We start from the raw sequence: 14,557 nt of genomic DNA on the forward strand, positions 1-14,557 counted from the left end.
TCCTCAGTGCCGCCGGGCGCCGGATCGGACCGCCGCTGCCTCCTCCCTCGCCTCCCTGCGTTCTGCGCGTGCGGCCGGGTTTCCGCGTGCCCGGCTTCCGCGTCTGCGGGTGTTGTGGTCGGGCCGCCGCGCGCCCGGCTTCCGGGCCTGCGTGTGCGGTCGGGCCGCCGCGCGCCGCCCCTGCGGTGGGCCTGTGGTCAGGTCGCCGCGCGCCCGCGGCTGCGCCCGGCCTGTGGCCGGGCCGCCGCGCGCCCGCCCCCCCCGCCTCCCCCGTGCCGTCAGGCCGCCGTGCCCGCCGCCTGCGCCCGTTCCTCCCGGCGCGGCAGCAGTGCCACCGCCAGGGCCGGTACCGCCGCCAGGACCAGCCAGGGCACGGCGGCCGGGAGGCCCGTGTCGAGCAGGGAGCCGGTGGCCGCGCTGCCGGCGAGGACGATCAGGCCCGAGACCGACGACAGCGCACCCATGTAGAGGCCGATCCGGCCCTCCTCGGCGAGGTCGGGCACCCAGGCGCGGGCCGCGGGCACGACCAGCATCTGCCCCACGGTGAGCAGTACGACGAAGCCCGCGGCCGGCAGCAGCCCGGCGGTACCGGTCCAGCCGGCGGGGCGCGCCGCGGCGACCACCGCGAAACCGGACGCGATCAGCAGCAGCCCGGCGGTCATGGAACGGCGCAGGCCGAGCCGGTCGCCCGCCCAGCGGGTCACCGGCAGCTGTGCGCACACCACCAGCACCGAGGACAGGGCGAACAGCCAGGACAGCGGCGCCTGGGAGCCCGCCGCACGCTGCACCTCGTCCGGCAGGGCCAGATACAGCTGGTTGTAGGCGAGCAGGTACGTGCCGTACGCGCAGCACAGGGCCAGGAAGCGGCGGTTGCGCAGCAGCAGGCGCGCCCCGCCCCGCTCCCGGACGCGTACCCTGCCGGGAATGTGCTGCGGCATCAGCCACACGTGCCCGGCGAGGACGAGCACGAACACCGCGGCACCCGCGAGGCACGCGGTGCGGAAGTCGACGGCGAGCAGCAGCGCGCCGAGCAGCGGTCCGACGAAGGCCCCGGCCTGGCCCGCCACGCTGAACAGGCCGAGGAGACGGGTGCGTGAGCCGTGTCCTTCCTCCTCCCAGACCACCGCCTGGCGGGCCACCTCGGACTCCACGGCGGGGGAGAACAGCGCGGCGGCGAAGCCGATCACCAGCACGGCGCCGATCACCGTCCAGCTCGCCTGCGCGTACCCGAGCCACGCGAACCCGGCGATCCGCAGTACGCAGCCGGCCAGCACGACCGGGCGTACGCCGTAGCGGTCGACGAGCGAGCCGCCGACCACGAACAGGCCCTGCTGGCTGAAGGTGCGCAGACCGAGGACGAAGCCGACCAGCCAGCCCGCCATGCCGATCGCGGTGCCGAGGTGCTCGGCGAGGAACGGCAGCACGGCGTAGAAGCCGATGTTGAAGGCGAGCTGGGTCACGATCAGCAGCCGCAGCAGCGGGGAGAGTTCCCGCCAGAGTCTCCAGGTGCTCTCGCGCGTGGCCCCGGGCGTCGCGCCGTCGGGTGTCTCGTCGCCGGACGTCGGGGCGGCCCGGCGGGCCAGGACGCGGGATATGAGGCCTGTCATCGTTCTTCTCTCGGTGAGCGGGACGCGGGGGTCAGGAGGGCGTCACCACGGTTCGGCCGCTGCCGCGGTGCGGGCACGACCCGGTCGCCGGGCGGCCCCGCCGGGCGACCGGCCCGCCGCCCACGCCGCCGGGGCGGTCGTACGCCGCCGGCGGCCGTCACCGCGAGCGCACCCAGCAGGGCGAGTACGGCGGCCGGGAAGAGGACGGCCCACGGGGCGCGTTCGGCGTACGGCTGGTTCTCGGCGAGCAGCAGGCCCCATTCGGGGGACGGCGGCTGCGCGCCCAGGCCGAGGAAGCCGAGCGCGGCGAGGCTCAACGCGACGCCGGGGAGCCGGAGCAGGGCGTGCCGGGCCACCGGCGGCAGCACCGCGGGCAGCAGTTCGTGCCGGAGCAGATACCAGCGCCCGGCGCCCAGCGCGCGGGTGGCGGCCAGGTGGGTGGTCGCCCGCTCCTGGCGCAGCAGGGAGGACGTGTGGGCGGCCAGCGGGGACCAGGCCACGACGCCGACGGCCAGGGCGGGCGCCCAGGGGCCGCTGCCCGTGACGCCGGTGACGAGGAGCCCGGCCAGGACGGGCGGTACGGCACTGACGGTGTCGACCAGCGGCCCGGACAGCCGCGGCAGCAGCCCCAGCAGCAGCCCGGCCACGAGGGCGGCGGCGCTCACCGCGAGCGCCGTGCCGAGGGTGTTCAGCGCTCCGTCCGCGACACGGGCGAGGACGTCCCGGCCCAGCGCGTCCGTCCCGAACGGGTGCGCGGGGGAGGGGGCTTGCAGCCGGGCGAGGGTGTCCAGGGCGAGCGCGTCGCGCGGCAGACCGATGCCGATGACCGCGGCGAGCAGCGCCCCGTACAGCAGGGGCAGGGCGCGGGGCGCGGGCGGGGCCGGCCGGTGCAGGGAGGACAGGGCGCCGTCGCGCAGCGCGGGCCCGATCAGCAGCCGGGCCGTGAGCCTGGCGAGGACGCCGGCGGTGGCCGCGAGCAGGACCAGGGCGAGCGTGCCGGTCTGCAGGACGGGCAGGTCCTGGGCGAGCGCGGACTGCAGGGTGAGCCGGCCCAGGCCCGGGATGTCGAAGATCTGCTCGACGGCGACCGAGCCGCCGGTCAGACCGACCACGAACAGGCCCAGGTTGGGCAGCAGCCCGGGCACACAGCGGCGCACCGCCCGCCGCGCCACGGACTTCGGCGGAACACCGCGGGCCGCGGCGGCCAGCGCCCACGGTTCGGCGAACGCGCCGGGCAGCAGGTCGTCCAGCGTCCGCCCGAGGACCGCGCCGGCCGGCAGGCCGAGGGCCAGCGAGGGCAGCACCATCCACTGCGGCCCGTACCAGCCGAGGGCCGGCAGCCAGCCCAGCTGCACGCCGATCACCGAGGCGAGCACCGAGGCGACGAGGAACTCGGGCAGCGCGGCCAGCACCGCGGTCGCCGTGCCGCCGGCCCCGCGCGTGGCGAGCCGGCCCCGCGAGCCGAGCCGGAGTGTACGGGCGCACACGACCGTCACCGTGACCGCGGCGACGACGATGGCGCCGGTCATCAGCAGCAACGACACGCCGAGCGCCTGCGCGACAGAAGGCAGCACTTGGGCGCCGGACACCCACGATGTGCCCGCGTCCCCGCGCAGCAGCCCGCCCAGCCAGCGGCCGAGCAGCACCAATGGGCCGTCGTCGAGCCCGAGTTGGTCACGGATGGCGCGCAGCGTCCCGGGGTCCGGGTCGCGGTCGGCCGAGCGGGCCTTCAGCACGGTCAGCGCCGGGTCGGTGCGCGACAGCCACGGCAGCAGGCCGATCGCGCCCACCAGGCCGGCCGTGAGCGCGATCCGCCACAGCAGCGTCGGGCCGCCGCCGCGCGCGAGAACGCGCAGGGCGGCCAGGCCCTTGGCCAGGGGTGAGGTCGAGGTGTTCACCGTCGTCCCCGTGCCGCTCAGGCGAAGGGGATCTCGAAGTGCACCGCGCCGCTGCCCCCGCCGGGCACGTCCTCCCGCTCGTCGCACACCACCTTGCCCAGCGTCCGCCACAGGCCCATCGCACCGGGCGAGTGCGGATACGTGTGCAGATACACCGACCGGTAACCACCGTCGGCCCGCGCGAACTCCAGCAGGCCCTCCACCAGCCGCCGGGCCAGGCCCCGCCGCCGGTACTCCGGGCGCACGTACACCCGCCGGAGCTGTGCGGTCTCGCCCGAGGGGTACCGCTCGGCCAGCCAGCGGGGGTTCGGCGGATGCGCCGGGCCGCGCGCGTCCAGGGCCGCCGTTGCCGCCACCGTCCCATCCCGCTCGTCCACGGCGACCAGGAGTGTGTGCCGCGGCGGTGCGACGTAGAAGGACGCGGGATCGATGATGTCGGCGTGCCACCTTGGCACGTATCCCGTCCCGAAGTCGCGGTACACCGCGTCGAGCATCACCACCCGGGCCCCGTCGAGGTCTTCCGCCGTGGCTTCCCGGATGATGATGTCGTGCATTTGCACATCATATGCAAGAAGCTCTTCGGGCTCGCCAGGGGGTGTCCGCCGGGCTCAGCTCCCGGTCGGGGTGAGCACCACGAAGTCCGCGTTCGCCGGGTCGACGCAGACGGCCAGCCGCCCGACGCCCTCCGCGTCCTCGGGCCCCATCTGCACGCTGCCGCCCTTCTCCCGGACCTTGGCCACCGCGGCGTCGCAGTCCTCCACGGCGAAGACCGGGTGCCAGTACGGCCGGCCGTTCGTCAGCGAGAGGTTCTCCTTGCCCATCTCCATGAGGCCGCCGTGCATGCGCTCCTCGGGCAGTCCCGCGGGGGTGATGAGCGTGTACGTGCCCCCGCCGCCCGGCAGTTCCATGTCGCTGAACTGCCAGCCGAACAGGCCGCCGTAGAACTCCTTCGCGGCTGTCGCGTCGCTCGTGAGCAGCTCGGTCCACGACAGCGAGCCCGGCTGGTCGACCAGGTCGACGCCCTTGGTCGTCCCCGGCTGCCAGACGGCGAACTGGCCGCCCAGCGGGTCGCTGTACTGCGCCATCCTGCCCCAGTCGTCGAGGTCCATCGGCGCCACCCGGACGGTGCCGCCCGCCTGCTGCACGGCCTCGGTGGTGGCGTCCGCGTCGGGGACGCTGAAGTAGAGCATCCAGGCCGAGCGTGCTCCCTCCTCCGTGAGCTTGCCGAGACCGGCGACGATCTTGCCGTCCTTCCGGAACATGCCGCCTTCGAAGTCCTCGCTCCCGCCCATGGACTCGTAGTCCCACCCGAGCACGGCGCCGTAGAAGGCCGCGGCGGCCCGCACGTCCGGAGTGCCGAGGTCGAGCCAGCAGGGGGAACCGGGGGCGAACTCCGTGGTGATCATGGCGATGCATCCCTTCCGCAGATTCGGTCTCCCCAGCCTGACACCGGGCACTGACAACCGCCCGTCGGCCGAGGCCCGGTCGGCGGATCCCCGGCCGTCCGTCCCTCGGAGTTGTACCGCCGTGGAATCATCGGGGGCATCGCCCGGTCGGGTGATCGCGGAACCCTGTGCGGTGAGGTGGTGGGCGGCGTGGTGGCCGGCTGGGAGTGGGACGACACGTTGTTCTCTGGGACCGCCGCCTACTACGAGCGGGGGCGGCTGCCGTACGCCCCGGGGCTGGCGGACGCACTCGCCGAGGCGCTGCGACCCGACGGGGAGGGGCGCCTCGTCGACGTCGGCTGCGGGCCCGGGATCATCGCCCTGAGCCTCGCCCACCTGTTCGGGGAGGTCGTCGGCGTGGACCCCGACCGCGGGATGATCGCCGAAGCAGGACGCCGGGCAGCGGCGCGGGGAGTGGGGGAGAAGACCCGGTGGGTGCGGGCCCGCGCCGAGGACCTCCCCGCGGGACTCGGCACGTTCGCCGTCGCCGCCTTCGCGCAGTCCTTCCACTGGATGGATCGCGACCTCGTCGCGGCGACCGTGAGGGACATGCTCCAGCCGGGCGGGGCCCTGGTGCACATCTCGGACCTGAAGACGGAAGACCGCACCCTCGACGGCCTGCCGCACCCGGCGGTCCCCTACGCGGCCGTGGACGGCCTGGTCAAGCGGTACCTGGGGCCCGTGCGTCGAGCGGGCCGCGGAGTCCTGGCGCAGGGCACACCGGGCGGCGAGGCCGAGGTGTTCGCCCGGGCGGGATTCTCCGGCCCCCGGCGTCTGGTCGTACCCGGCGGCCAGGTGCTGGAGCGGACCGTCGACGATGTCGTCGCCTGGGTGTTCTCGATGTCGTTCTCGGCGCCGCATCTGTTCGAAGGGCGCCGGGACGACTTCGAAGGGGACCTGCGCCGGGTGCTGCGGCAGGCCTCTCCGGCGGGGAGGTTCTCCGAACGCGGCCCGAGCACGGAGGTCTTCATATGGCGGAAGGACTCCTCCGGGCACTGACCGCCACCCGCGCCGGGACGGCGTCAGTGCACCGACATGCCGCCGTCGACGAAGACCGCCTGCCCGGTGATGTAGGCGGACGCGGGGCCCGCCAGGAAGACCGCCGCTCCCGCGAAGTCCTCGGCCAGTCCGTTCCGGCCGATCAGCGTGCGTTCGGCGAGGGCGGCCACCTTCTCCGGATCCGACGACAGCCGCGCGTTGAGCGGTGTCATGACGAAGCCCGGCACCAGCACATTGCACGTGACGCCGCGCGGCGACCACGCCTCGGCCTGGGACCGCGCCAGCGATTCCAGGCCGCCCTTGGAGGCACCGTAGGCACCGCTCTGGACGAACGCCCGGTGCGCCTGCTGCGAGCTGATGTGCAGGATCCGCCCGTAACCGCGCTCCGCCATGCCGGGGCCGAAACGCTGGCCCAGCAGGAAGGGCGCGTCCAGGTTGACGGCCATCGTGACGTCCCAGACGTCCTCGGTGAGTTCGTCCATGGGCGGACGCACGTTGATTCCGGCGCTGTTGACGAGGATGTCGGGTTCCCCGAACGCCTCGACGGCCCGCTCGGCGGCCGTCCGCACACCCTCGCGCGTGCTCAGGTCCGCGCTGACCCACGCGGCGCGGCAGCCCTCGGCCGTCAGCTCCTCGACCGCCGCGGTCAGCCCGGCCTCGCCGCGGGCTACGACGACCACGCTCGCCCCGGCGCGCGCGAGGGCACCGGTGATGGCACGGCCGATGCCCGAACTGCCGCCCGTGACCACCGCGGTCCGGCCGTGCAGGGAGAACAACCCGGAGAGATAAGCCTGTGTGGCCGGCGAGGCCGCTGTCGTCATGACGAGCACTGTAGATCGCCCTCACTCCCGGCCCGGTGGGCGCCCGACTGAAGCACGGTCAGTGGTCTGGATCACATGGCGTGGATTGAGTACCCGGCCCGGGCGATGTCCGTACCCCTGGGTGACGGAGCGGGGCCGGGTGCGAGGATGAGGCGCCATGACAGCTGGGCGGTGTGCTCGCACGATACGGGCCGCGGTGTTCGCGGCCGTCTGTGTCGTGCTCGCCGCCCTGGGGCACGTCATGATGTCCGGCGACCATGTGCCGCTCCGGACGCTGCTGGCCGGCTGGGCCGTGACGGGCGTGGCGGGCTGGTGCCTGGCGGGCCGCGAGCGCGGACTCCGGCTGGTCGTCGCCGTCGCGGTGGCCGTCCAGACGGCCCTGCACTCGGCGTTCTCACTCGCGTCGTCGGCGCCGGACTCCATGGACATGGGATCCGCGGGGTCCATGCCCATGCCCATGTCCGCGTCCATGTCCGCGCACATGGGGCACGCGGGACACACTCCCGACGGTGACTCGTCCCTCGGCATGCTCGCCGCCCACCTGCTCGCCGCCCTGCTGTGCGGTCTGTGGCTGGGGCACGGGGAGCGGGCCGTCTTCCGTCTCCTGCGTGCCGTGGGCAGCCGGCTGGCCGCGCCGCTGCGGCTCCTGTTCGCCCTGCCCGTACCGCCGCCCCCGCCCGTGCGCGCACGGCGCTGGTCCTCGGACCGGGCGCCGCGCCTCCTCCTTCTCGTCCACGCGATCACCTCTCGAGGGCCACCCATGGGGTCCGCTGCCGTCTGACGGCAGCCGGTAGGTCCCGGGGCGCCCCTGTGCGTCCCGGTGCCGTACGGGTACGGCCCATCGGGTACGGCCCGTCCCTCACCCACCGGACCGCGCAGCCCGCGCGCACGCCCGGCATCACGTACGCCTGCGTGCTCGCCGCCCGTGGTCCCGGAATCCCGAGAAGGACATCAGGTGATCACTCCTGCCCTGCCCCTTTCGCACGAGAGAAGAGAGCCGCAGGCGTCGGCCGATGAGTCGATAACCGCCTGGGCGCTGGCCGCCCGGGGCGGTGACCCCGCCGCCGTCGACCGCTTCGTGCGTGCCCTGCACCGAGACGTCATCCGCTACGTCGCCCATCTGTGCGCCGATCCGCAGGCCGTGGACGATCTGGCGCAGGACACGTTCCTGCGGGCGCTCGGCAGCCTGCACCGGTTCGAGGGCCGTTCCTCGGCACGCACCTGGCTGCTGGCGATCGCCCGGCGTGCGGTGGCCGACAGCCTCCGGAACACCGCCGTACGCCCCCGCGCGGCCGACCTGTCCGACTGGGAGCCGGCGGTCGAGCTCGCCCAGCCGCGCGGCCTGCCCGGCTTCGACGACGGCGTGGCGCTGCTGGAGTTGCTGGCCTCACTGCCGGACGAGCGGCGCGAGGCGTTCGTGCTCACGCAGCTGCTCGGCATGCCGTACGCGGAGGCCGCTGAGCTGAGCGACTGTCCGGTCGGCACCGTCCGCTCCCGCGTGGCACGCGCCCGGGCGACGCTGATGGCCCTGCTCGCCGAGGCGGAGCAACCGCCACTGGTCGCGTCACCGGCCCTGGCCGCCGCCTGACGCGTCCGGCCCGCGACGCCCGCCGGATCCAACCCGCGCCCGCCGGACCCAACCCGCGCCCGCCGGACCCAACCCGCGCCCGCCGGACCCGTCCGGCGGGCACAGGCCGGCGTGCGAGCGGTTCAGGGGTCCGGGGTGCCGGCGGTCAGGAAGTGGAACCCGGGCCGGGGATGCATCAGGAAATCGTGGTGCGAGATGTTCCACGCGTAGGCACCCGCGAGCGAGAACACCACCCGGTCCCCGGCCCTGAGGGCCGGCACGGGCACCCGGCGGGCCAGCACGTCCTTCGGCGTGCACAGCTGACCCGCGAGGGTCACGCGACCGCTCTCGGCCGACGGCCGTGGCCAGGGGTGCGGCCAGGTGTCCACGGGGAGGACGGAACAGGGCTGGTCGTGTCCCTTCGTCGCCGGGGTGCGCAGATGGTGGGTGCCGCCCCGCAGGACGGCGAACTCCTCGCCGTGGCTGTGCTTCACGTCCAGCACCTCCGTGGCGTACCAGCCGCAGTACGCGGTGAGCGCCCGCCCGGGCTCGATCCGCAGCGTCAGCCCCGGGTGGGCCTCGGCGAGCCGGGCCAGGCCCTCGCCGTACGCGTCCCAGTCGAAGCGGCGCTCCGGGTCCGCGTAGTCGACGCTCATGCCGCCCCCGACGTTCACCTCCGCGATCGGCACACCCAGCCCCGTGGCCCAGCCGACCACGCCCTCGGCGACCGCCAGCAACTGGGCCGCTTCCAGCCCGCTCACCAGGTGGGCGTGTACGCCGCGCAGTCCAAGCTGGGGGTACGTCCCGTCGGCGAGGGCCCGGAGCACCGGCTCGGCCCGGGCCGGGTCCATGCCGAAGGGCGTCGGCCGCCCGCCCATCGCCAGTGAGCTCCCCGCCAGTGAGCCGTCGGGCACCGGCAGGTTGACGCGTGGCAGCACCGCGACCCGGCGCCGGGGCACGACGCGCCGCGCCAGCTCGGCCAGCACACGCAGTTCGTGTTCGCTCTCGACGTGGAACCGTCCGACGCCCAGTTCCAGCGCGGCCGTCACCTCCTCCGGCGTCTTGCCCGGTCCGCCGAAGGCCAGCGGCCGGCCCGGCACCGCCTTGGCGACATGGGCGAGTTCACCGCCCGACGCGACCTCGTAACCGTCGACGCAGGGGTCCAGCGCGGCCAGGATCTCCGGCTCGGGGTTGGCCTTCGCCGCGTAGTACAGCTCGACCCGCCCGGGCAGCGCGGCCCGGACCCCGGCGGCGTGCGCGCGCAGCGCCGCCAGGTCGTAGACGTAGGCCGGCAGCCGCGACGGCGGCAGGGACAGGACACGATCACGCACCGCGGGCGTCGGGTGGGACGTGGTCATCGGGAGCTCCTCTTCGCCTCGTGCAGCACGTCCTCGCCCAGCGGCGACGGCAGCCGGACGTAACCCGCCGCTCGGTCCGCCTTGCGCTCCCAGCGGGTGAGCAGATTGGCCTTGGCGGGCAGCGGCACCCCGGCGAGCAGGGCGGCCAGACGGGGCGGGCAGCCGTGCCGCCCGGCGTACGCCCGCAGCGTGTCGCGCACCCGCGCCCACAGCGCCGGCTCCGCCCGCGGATGCAGGTCGGCGACGGCCGCGAGCAGCTCGGCGACATGGTTGACGAGCAGGCAGTACACGACCCGGTCCCAGCCGCGCCGCGCGTCGTACGTCATCGGCCCGGCCACCTCGGGCGGCAGTGCGGCCAGCGTGGACGCGTGCTGCTCGGGCAGCAACTTGGTGCCCTCCAGGTCCCGGAAGAGGACCTGGGCGGGCCGTCCGGTGTCGTCTACACAGAGCAGCACGTTCTGCAGGTGCGGCTCCAGCACCACGCCGTGGTCGAAGTAGGCGGCCAGGACGGGCGGCAGGAGGAGGTCCAGGTACGCCGACCACCAGTCGAGCGCCGCCGCCGCGTCCGCTCCGGCGAGCAGGCGGGAGACATGGGCGGCACTGGTCGGGTACTCGTCGGCGACGGCGGCCGCGAGCAGGGGAGTGGTGCCCGGGGCGAGCCGCCGGGACAGGCCCTCGCGGACGATCACGCCGAAGCCCTCCAGGAGTTCGCGGTCCGGTGCGCCGCCGGGCCCCGGCAGGGCGAGGCTGCGGTAGGCGGGCTCGCGGAGCACGGCACTGCCGGGGAAGCGCCCGGCGAGGCCGGACAGCACCGGGGCCAGCGCCCGGGTGAGCGCGACCGCCCCGGACAGTTCATAACTGCTGTTCTTGCGCAGGCAGTTGGTGATCCGCACATTCAGGCTGAACTTCAGAAACGTGTCCCCGTCGTACAGCGTGCGAACGGACGCGGTGGCCGCGAAGGGCCGTCCGCCCGGCCCCAGGTCGAGCACGTCACCACGGTCCAGGGCGGCGCGCAGCAGCGGGTGCTCCCGGAGCGCGCCGAACTGCCAGGGGTGGGCGGGCAGCAACCGGTATCCCTCCGGGACGTCCGCGCGCTGCCGGTCCAGGACGGCGGTCGCGGACGGTTCGGCGCTCTCCTGCGCGATCAGGTGCTCTCGCACGGCGAGGTGGCGCAGCGGGAAGGAGGCGCCCGCTTCGGGTGCGTACGCGGCCCAGGAACGCGGGTCGCCGCTGCGGGCCTTGGGTGTGGGATGAAAACGGTGCCCGAAGAGCAGGGACTGCTCGGAGGCGACGTAGGCGGACCGCGGGTCGGCCGGATCGCGCCGGTTCACCGGCCCGGTGGCGAGGGCGGCGGCGACGGCCGCGTGACTGGAGGCGACCTGCTCCAGGAACTCCTCGTTGCGCACCCCGGTGCGCAGTGACAGCTCGTCGCACGTGTACTCGGCGAGTCGCCGCCAGTCCACGTCCCTGCGCCCGCCGTCCCGCTCCTCGTACACCGGGCCGGTGAACCGGTGCGCGCCGAGCAGCGACGTCCGGCGCAGGGCGACCCGCAGCAGCACCCCTCGGCGGGGCAGCCGCAGCAGCAGATGCCCGTCGGCGACGACGGTCTGGCGCTCGGGCCCGGACACCTCGCGCAGCAGGCAGTTCAGCAGGGTGTGCGCCACCACGTCGTCGGCGGTGGGCAGGGAGACCGGGGCGGCGGCGGTGGTGCCGGGCGATTCGGTCAGCGAGTGCATGGCAGGCTCCAGCGGGGGGCGCGAGTTCGATGCGGGCAGGTGGTGAGTGAGGGGATGAGCGCGGCAGCACCGGTCCGGCTCCCGGTTCTCATGACGTGCTCCGGGAGGACAGCAGGTAGTTGGGGCCCCTGGTGTAGTGCTTGTTGATGTCGGCGGCGCCCGACCGCTGCTTGGTCAGCAGCGTCCCGGCCGTGACCATCGCCTTCACGGGCAGCTCCGGTGCGTCGAGCACCCGGGCGCGCAGGACGTCCCCCGCCTCGCCGCCGAGCCGTGCCACGGCCTGGGCCAGCCGTTCGCGCACCAGCCGCAGCAACACCGGCAGCGGGGCGCGCCCGTGCCGGGCGAGTCCGAACGCGTAGGCGCCCGCGCACAGATGGACGGTGACGGTGGTGAACAGGTCGGCCACCGGCCGGTCGTCCGTGCCGAGGACCCGTGCGTCGTCGAACTCCCACGCGCCGGGCAGCCGGGTGCGCAGCCGCCGCGCGTTGACGCGTGGCCCGTCGTTGTCCTTGAACAGCAGCCGGAGGCTGCCCGGCCGCAGGACCAGCGAGATGTTCTGCTGGTGCGACTCCAGCGCGACGCCGTACCCGAACAGTGTGGTCTGCCAGTCGAACAGCAGCGTCAGACAGGCGTCGAGCAGCGCGAGCGGGTCGCCGTCGTGGAAGCGGTCGGCGAGATGGTCGAGGACCAGCCGCCCGTCCGGTGCCTCGGCGAGCAGCGCCGCCATCGGCACGACGACCGAGTCCGCGAGACCGGCCGGGTAGCGGCGGCACAGCACGGCCAGCAGCTCATGACCCGCGTGGGCGTACGTCGTCTCGTCGGCGTGCAGGATCGTGTCCCGGAAACGCGGCTCGCGGGCGACGATCCGCTGGACCAGCCGCTGCCCGGCGGCCCCGTCGACGAGGGTGCCGGGCTTGACGGACCGCTTGTTGCGCAGCCCCAACGAGGAGGTGGCCAGGGGCAGTTTGAGGTGCAGCGCCGGATCCGCCACCGTCGCCACCGTCCGCATCGACAGGGTCGGTACGACCTCCAGGGCGCCGTGCTCGGCCAGTACCGCTCGTCCACGCAGGCCGGTCGCCCGTAACGCCTCGTCGAACACGGGGCCGACGGTCAGCGGGTGCACCGGCAGGGCGAGGTGCGTGCGGTCCAGCCCGGGCAGACCGAGCCGCGCCGGCGTGGGCCACGACTCGGGGAGGACGCCCGTCACATGGACCGCGTCCCGCGGCACGGCCAGCCAGCGCAGCGGGAACCGCGGATGGAACTCGGGTGCGTACGACCGGAGTTGCCCCTCCTCCAGTCCCGCCCGGCCCCTCCCCGTCGGGTACACCGGATGGTCGAGCCGGGCGGCGAGCGCGTCGAAGGCCAGGCCACCGTCGAGGCCCGTCCAGGACGCGGGGTCGGCCCCGTGGCGGGCGGTCATGTCCGCCGCGATGTCATCGCGTGTCCCGGCGTGCAGCCGCTCCGTGGCCAGCGTCTGCCGGCACTCCTCGGCGAAGGCGTCGAAGCCGGCCCGGTCCTCGGGCTCGGCGAGCGCGCGCAGCGCGCCCAGCACGTCGGCGAACGACGTCAGCTCGGTGCCGTCCGACGCGCGGCGCAGGAGCGGCAGCCGCGCGGCGTACGCGCACTGGAAGCCGTCCTCTGCGACGGGCAGCAGCAGTGCGTCGTGCCCGGCGGCGCGCCGCAGCCAGGGCCCGTCCGGGCGGTGGACGAGGGTGCTCCGGGAGCGCAGTCCGACGACGTCCTCGCGCAGCAGAGCGCTCAGCACCCGGGTGAGCAGCCCGGCCGCGCAGGTGTCCGGCGGGGGCGGCAGTGCGGTCACGGCTGGATCTCCCAGCGGCAGGTGGCCAGGAAGCCCGCCGCCACCCGGTCCACGGTCTCCTGGTCGGTGCCGGTGGCCCGCAGGACGCCGAGGTAGTCCCGGTTGGTGCGGTACAGCTCGTGCCTCTCGCCCACGGCCCGCAGGGGACGGTACGTCAGACGCACGCCATCGACGGTGAGGTCGGCGGCATCCGGGGCGTCGGTCAGGGTCCCGGACCGGTCGGCACACGGGTACTCCACGAGGGCGGCGCCGTCGCGGCGGGCGCCCAGCCCGGCCGGGAGCGGTTCGCCCAGGTGGGTGCGGAGCACGAGCTCGAACAGCGGGATGCCGAGGAGCCGGGCGAGCAGCAGGTCGCACTGGTCGCCGATATTGCGGTAGTTGACCTCGACGATCCGCGCCCGGCCCGCGTGCACCACGAACTCGGTGTGACAGGCGCCGAACCCGGCACCGAGCGCGTCGAGTTGCCCGAGGACCTGCGCCACGACCGGCTCGGGGTGGGCCGGGACGAAGGTGAGGCGTTCCTCGACGAAGTACGGCGGCGGCGACAGCTCGGTGCGGAAGCCGCCCAGGACATGGCGGACCCGGCCGTCGCCCAGGGTCTCCAGCGTGTACAACTCGCCGGGGAGATACTCCTCGACCACCAGGGTGCCGCCGGGACGGCGGTCCAGGATCTCCTCGGCGCGGATCACCAGGTCCTCGGGGCCGTCGACGAGGACCACGTCCTCACTGGCACGCCCTCGCGGGGCTTGACGACACACGGGTAGGGCGCGTCGAGCGGGGCGGGTTCGGTGAGTTCGGCCGACCAGACGGTGTCCACCCCGGTGGCGGCCAGCCGGCGGCGCATCTCCGCCTTGTCCTTGCAGCGCAGGGCGGCGCGCCAGTCCTTGCCCGGCAGGCCGAAGTAGGCGGCGGCCAGGGCGGCCTGGGTCTGGAGGTGGTCGCTGTTGGTGAAGACCGCGCCGGGACGGTGACGGTCCGACACCCGCGCCACGACGGCCCGGAAGTCCCGCACGTCACACTCCAGAACCTCGATGTCCGGGCAAATTCTCCGGTGCGCGGCGGGCTGGTCGGTGAGAACGGTGACGTCCAGGCCCAGCCGGGCGGCGGCGGGCAGGAAACCCTCGGTGACGGAGTCGGTCGGGTTGAGGGCGAGAAGGTACAGGCGCATGGCGGTCTTCCGGGAGGGGCGGGGTCGGCGGCGGGCCGCTCGGCCAGGGCGCGGACGGCGTGCCGCGGGACCCTGTGACAGGGACAGCCCTTGATCGGCGGACGTCCACGAGCACGCCGACGATCTTGTACCTTAGGTT

General features: G+C 74.6%; 11 protein-coding genes and 1 pseudogene. 3 read left to right on the top strand and 9 right to left on the bottom strand.

The window, feature by feature from the left end; translation table 11 throughout:
* Window positions 1-278: 278 nt before the first annotated feature.
* The 4 genes from ACH4G3_RS21635 to ACH4G3_RS21650 form a co-directional block, all read right to left on the bottom strand.
* Complete coding sequence (locus tag ACH4G3_RS21635; protein ID WP_397626026.1) at window positions 279-1,607, bottom strand: MDR family MFS transporter; 1,329 nt, start codon at window positions 1,605-1,607, stop codon at window positions 279-281.
* Window positions 1,604-3,430, bottom strand: a complete 1,827-nt coding sequence (locus ACH4G3_RS21640; RefSeq protein WP_397626188.1) for an ABC transporter permease subunit — start codon at window positions 3,428-3,430, stop codon at window positions 1,604-1,606. The genes ACH4G3_RS21635 and ACH4G3_RS21640 overlap by 4 nt, the downstream gene beginning before the upstream one ends.
* A 92-nt stretch (window positions 3,431-3,522) precedes the next feature.
* Entirely contained in the window at window positions 3,523-4,059 is a 537-nt protein-coding gene (locus ACH4G3_RS21645) for a GNAT family N-acetyltransferase (RefSeq protein WP_397626027.1), read from the bottom strand.
* A gap of 54 nt (window positions 4,060-4,113) precedes the next feature.
* Entirely contained in the window at window positions 4,114-4,911 is a 798-nt protein-coding gene (locus ACH4G3_RS21650) for a VOC family protein (RefSeq protein WP_397626028.1), read from the bottom strand.
* Between the two features lie 189 nt (window positions 4,912-5,100).
* On the opposite strand from ACH4G3_RS21650, the gene ACH4G3_RS21655 reads away from it, so the two are divergent.
* A complete protein-coding gene (locus tag ACH4G3_RS21655; RefSeq protein WP_397626189.1) occupies window positions 5,101-5,949 on the top strand; it encodes a class I SAM-dependent methyltransferase in 849 nt (282 codons plus the stop codon).
* A gap of 23 nt (window positions 5,950-5,972) precedes the next feature.
* Here the strand turns inward: ACH4G3_RS21655 and ACH4G3_RS21660 are convergent, their stop codons facing one another.
* A complete protein-coding gene (locus tag ACH4G3_RS21660) occupies window positions 5,973-6,770 on the bottom strand; it encodes an SDR family NAD(P)-dependent oxidoreductase (RefSeq protein ID WP_397626029.1) in 798 nt (265 codons plus the stop codon).
* A gap of 157 nt (window positions 6,771-6,927) precedes the next feature.
* On the opposite strand from ACH4G3_RS21660, the gene ACH4G3_RS21665 reads away from it, so the two are divergent.
* Window positions 6,928-7,551 (top strand): hypothetical protein, encoded by a 624-nt coding sequence (locus tag ACH4G3_RS21665; protein ID WP_397626030.1) that lies wholly within the window; start codon window positions 6,928-6,930, stop codon window positions 7,549-7,551.
* 174 nt (window positions 7,552-7,725) lie between these two features.
* Window positions 7,726-8,358, top strand: coding sequence for a sigma-70 family RNA polymerase sigma factor (locus ACH4G3_RS21670; protein WP_397626031.1), 633 nt, complete (start codon window positions 7,726-7,728; stop codon window positions 8,356-8,358).
* A gap of 122 nt (window positions 8,359-8,480) precedes the next feature.
* Here the strand turns inward: ACH4G3_RS21670 and ACH4G3_RS21675 are convergent, their stop codons facing one another.
* The 4 genes and pseudogenes from ACH4G3_RS21675 to ACH4G3_RS21690 form a co-directional block, all read right to left on the bottom strand.
* On the bottom strand, window positions 8,481-9,695 hold the full coding sequence (locus ACH4G3_RS21675) for a type III PLP-dependent enzyme (protein ID WP_397626032.1): 1,215 nt from the start codon (window positions 9,693-9,695) through the stop codon (window positions 8,481-8,483).
* Window positions 9,692-11,431, bottom strand: coding sequence for an IucA/IucC family protein (locus ACH4G3_RS21680; protein WP_397626033.1), 1,740 nt, complete (start codon window positions 11,429-11,431; stop codon window positions 9,692-9,694). The genes ACH4G3_RS21675 and ACH4G3_RS21680 overlap by 4 nt, the downstream gene beginning before the upstream one ends.
* An 88-nt stretch (window positions 11,432-11,519) precedes the next feature.
* Window positions 11,520-13,250: an IucA/IucC family protein gene (locus tag ACH4G3_RS21685; protein ID WP_397626034.1), complete on the bottom strand. Its 1,731-nt coding sequence runs from the start codon at window positions 13,248-13,250 to the stop codon at window positions 11,520-11,522.
* A pseudogene (locus ACH4G3_RS21690) lies at window positions 13,247-14,418 on the bottom strand (ATP-grasp domain-containing protein). The gene ACH4G3_RS21685 and the pseudogene ACH4G3_RS21690 overlap by 4 nt, the downstream one beginning before the upstream one ends.
* Window positions 14,419-14,557 lie beyond the last annotated feature (139 nt).

The sequence above is a fragment of the Streptomyces afghaniensis genome (assembly GCF_044327915.1).
Taxonomy (GTDB): Bacteria; Actinomycetota; Actinomycetes; order Streptomycetales; family Streptomycetaceae; genus Streptomyces; species Streptomyces afghaniensis.

Bases quoted from the DNA above. Each gene is read 5' to 3' on its own strand.
- ACH4G3_RS21660 (WP_397626029.1), bottom strand. From the start codon at position 6,770: ATGACGACAGCGGCCTCGCCGGCCACACAGGCTTATCTCTCCGGGTTG.
- ACH4G3_RS21635 (WP_397626026.1), bottom strand. From the start codon at position 1,607: ATGACAGGCCTCATATCCCGCGTCCTGGCCCGCCGGGCCGCCCCGACG.
- ACH4G3_RS21675 (WP_397626032.1), bottom strand. From the start codon at position 9,695: ATGACCACGTCCCACCCGACGCCCGCGGTGCGTGATCGTGTCCTGTCC.
- ACH4G3_RS21665 (WP_397626030.1), top strand. From the start codon at position 6,928: ATGACAGCTGGGCGGTGTGCTCGCACGATACGGGCCGCGGTGTTCGCG.
- ACH4G3_RS21680 (WP_397626033.1), bottom strand. From the start codon at position 11,431: ATGCACTCGCTGACCGAATCGCCCGGCACCACCGCCGCCGCCCCGGTC.
- ACH4G3_RS21650 (WP_397626028.1), bottom strand. From the start codon at position 4,911: ATGATCACCACGGAGTTCGCCCCCGGTTCCCCCTGCTGGCTCGACCTC.
- ACH4G3_RS21645 (WP_397626027.1), bottom strand. From the start codon at position 4,059: ATGCACGACATCATCATCCGGGAAGCCACGGCGGAAGACCTCGACGGG.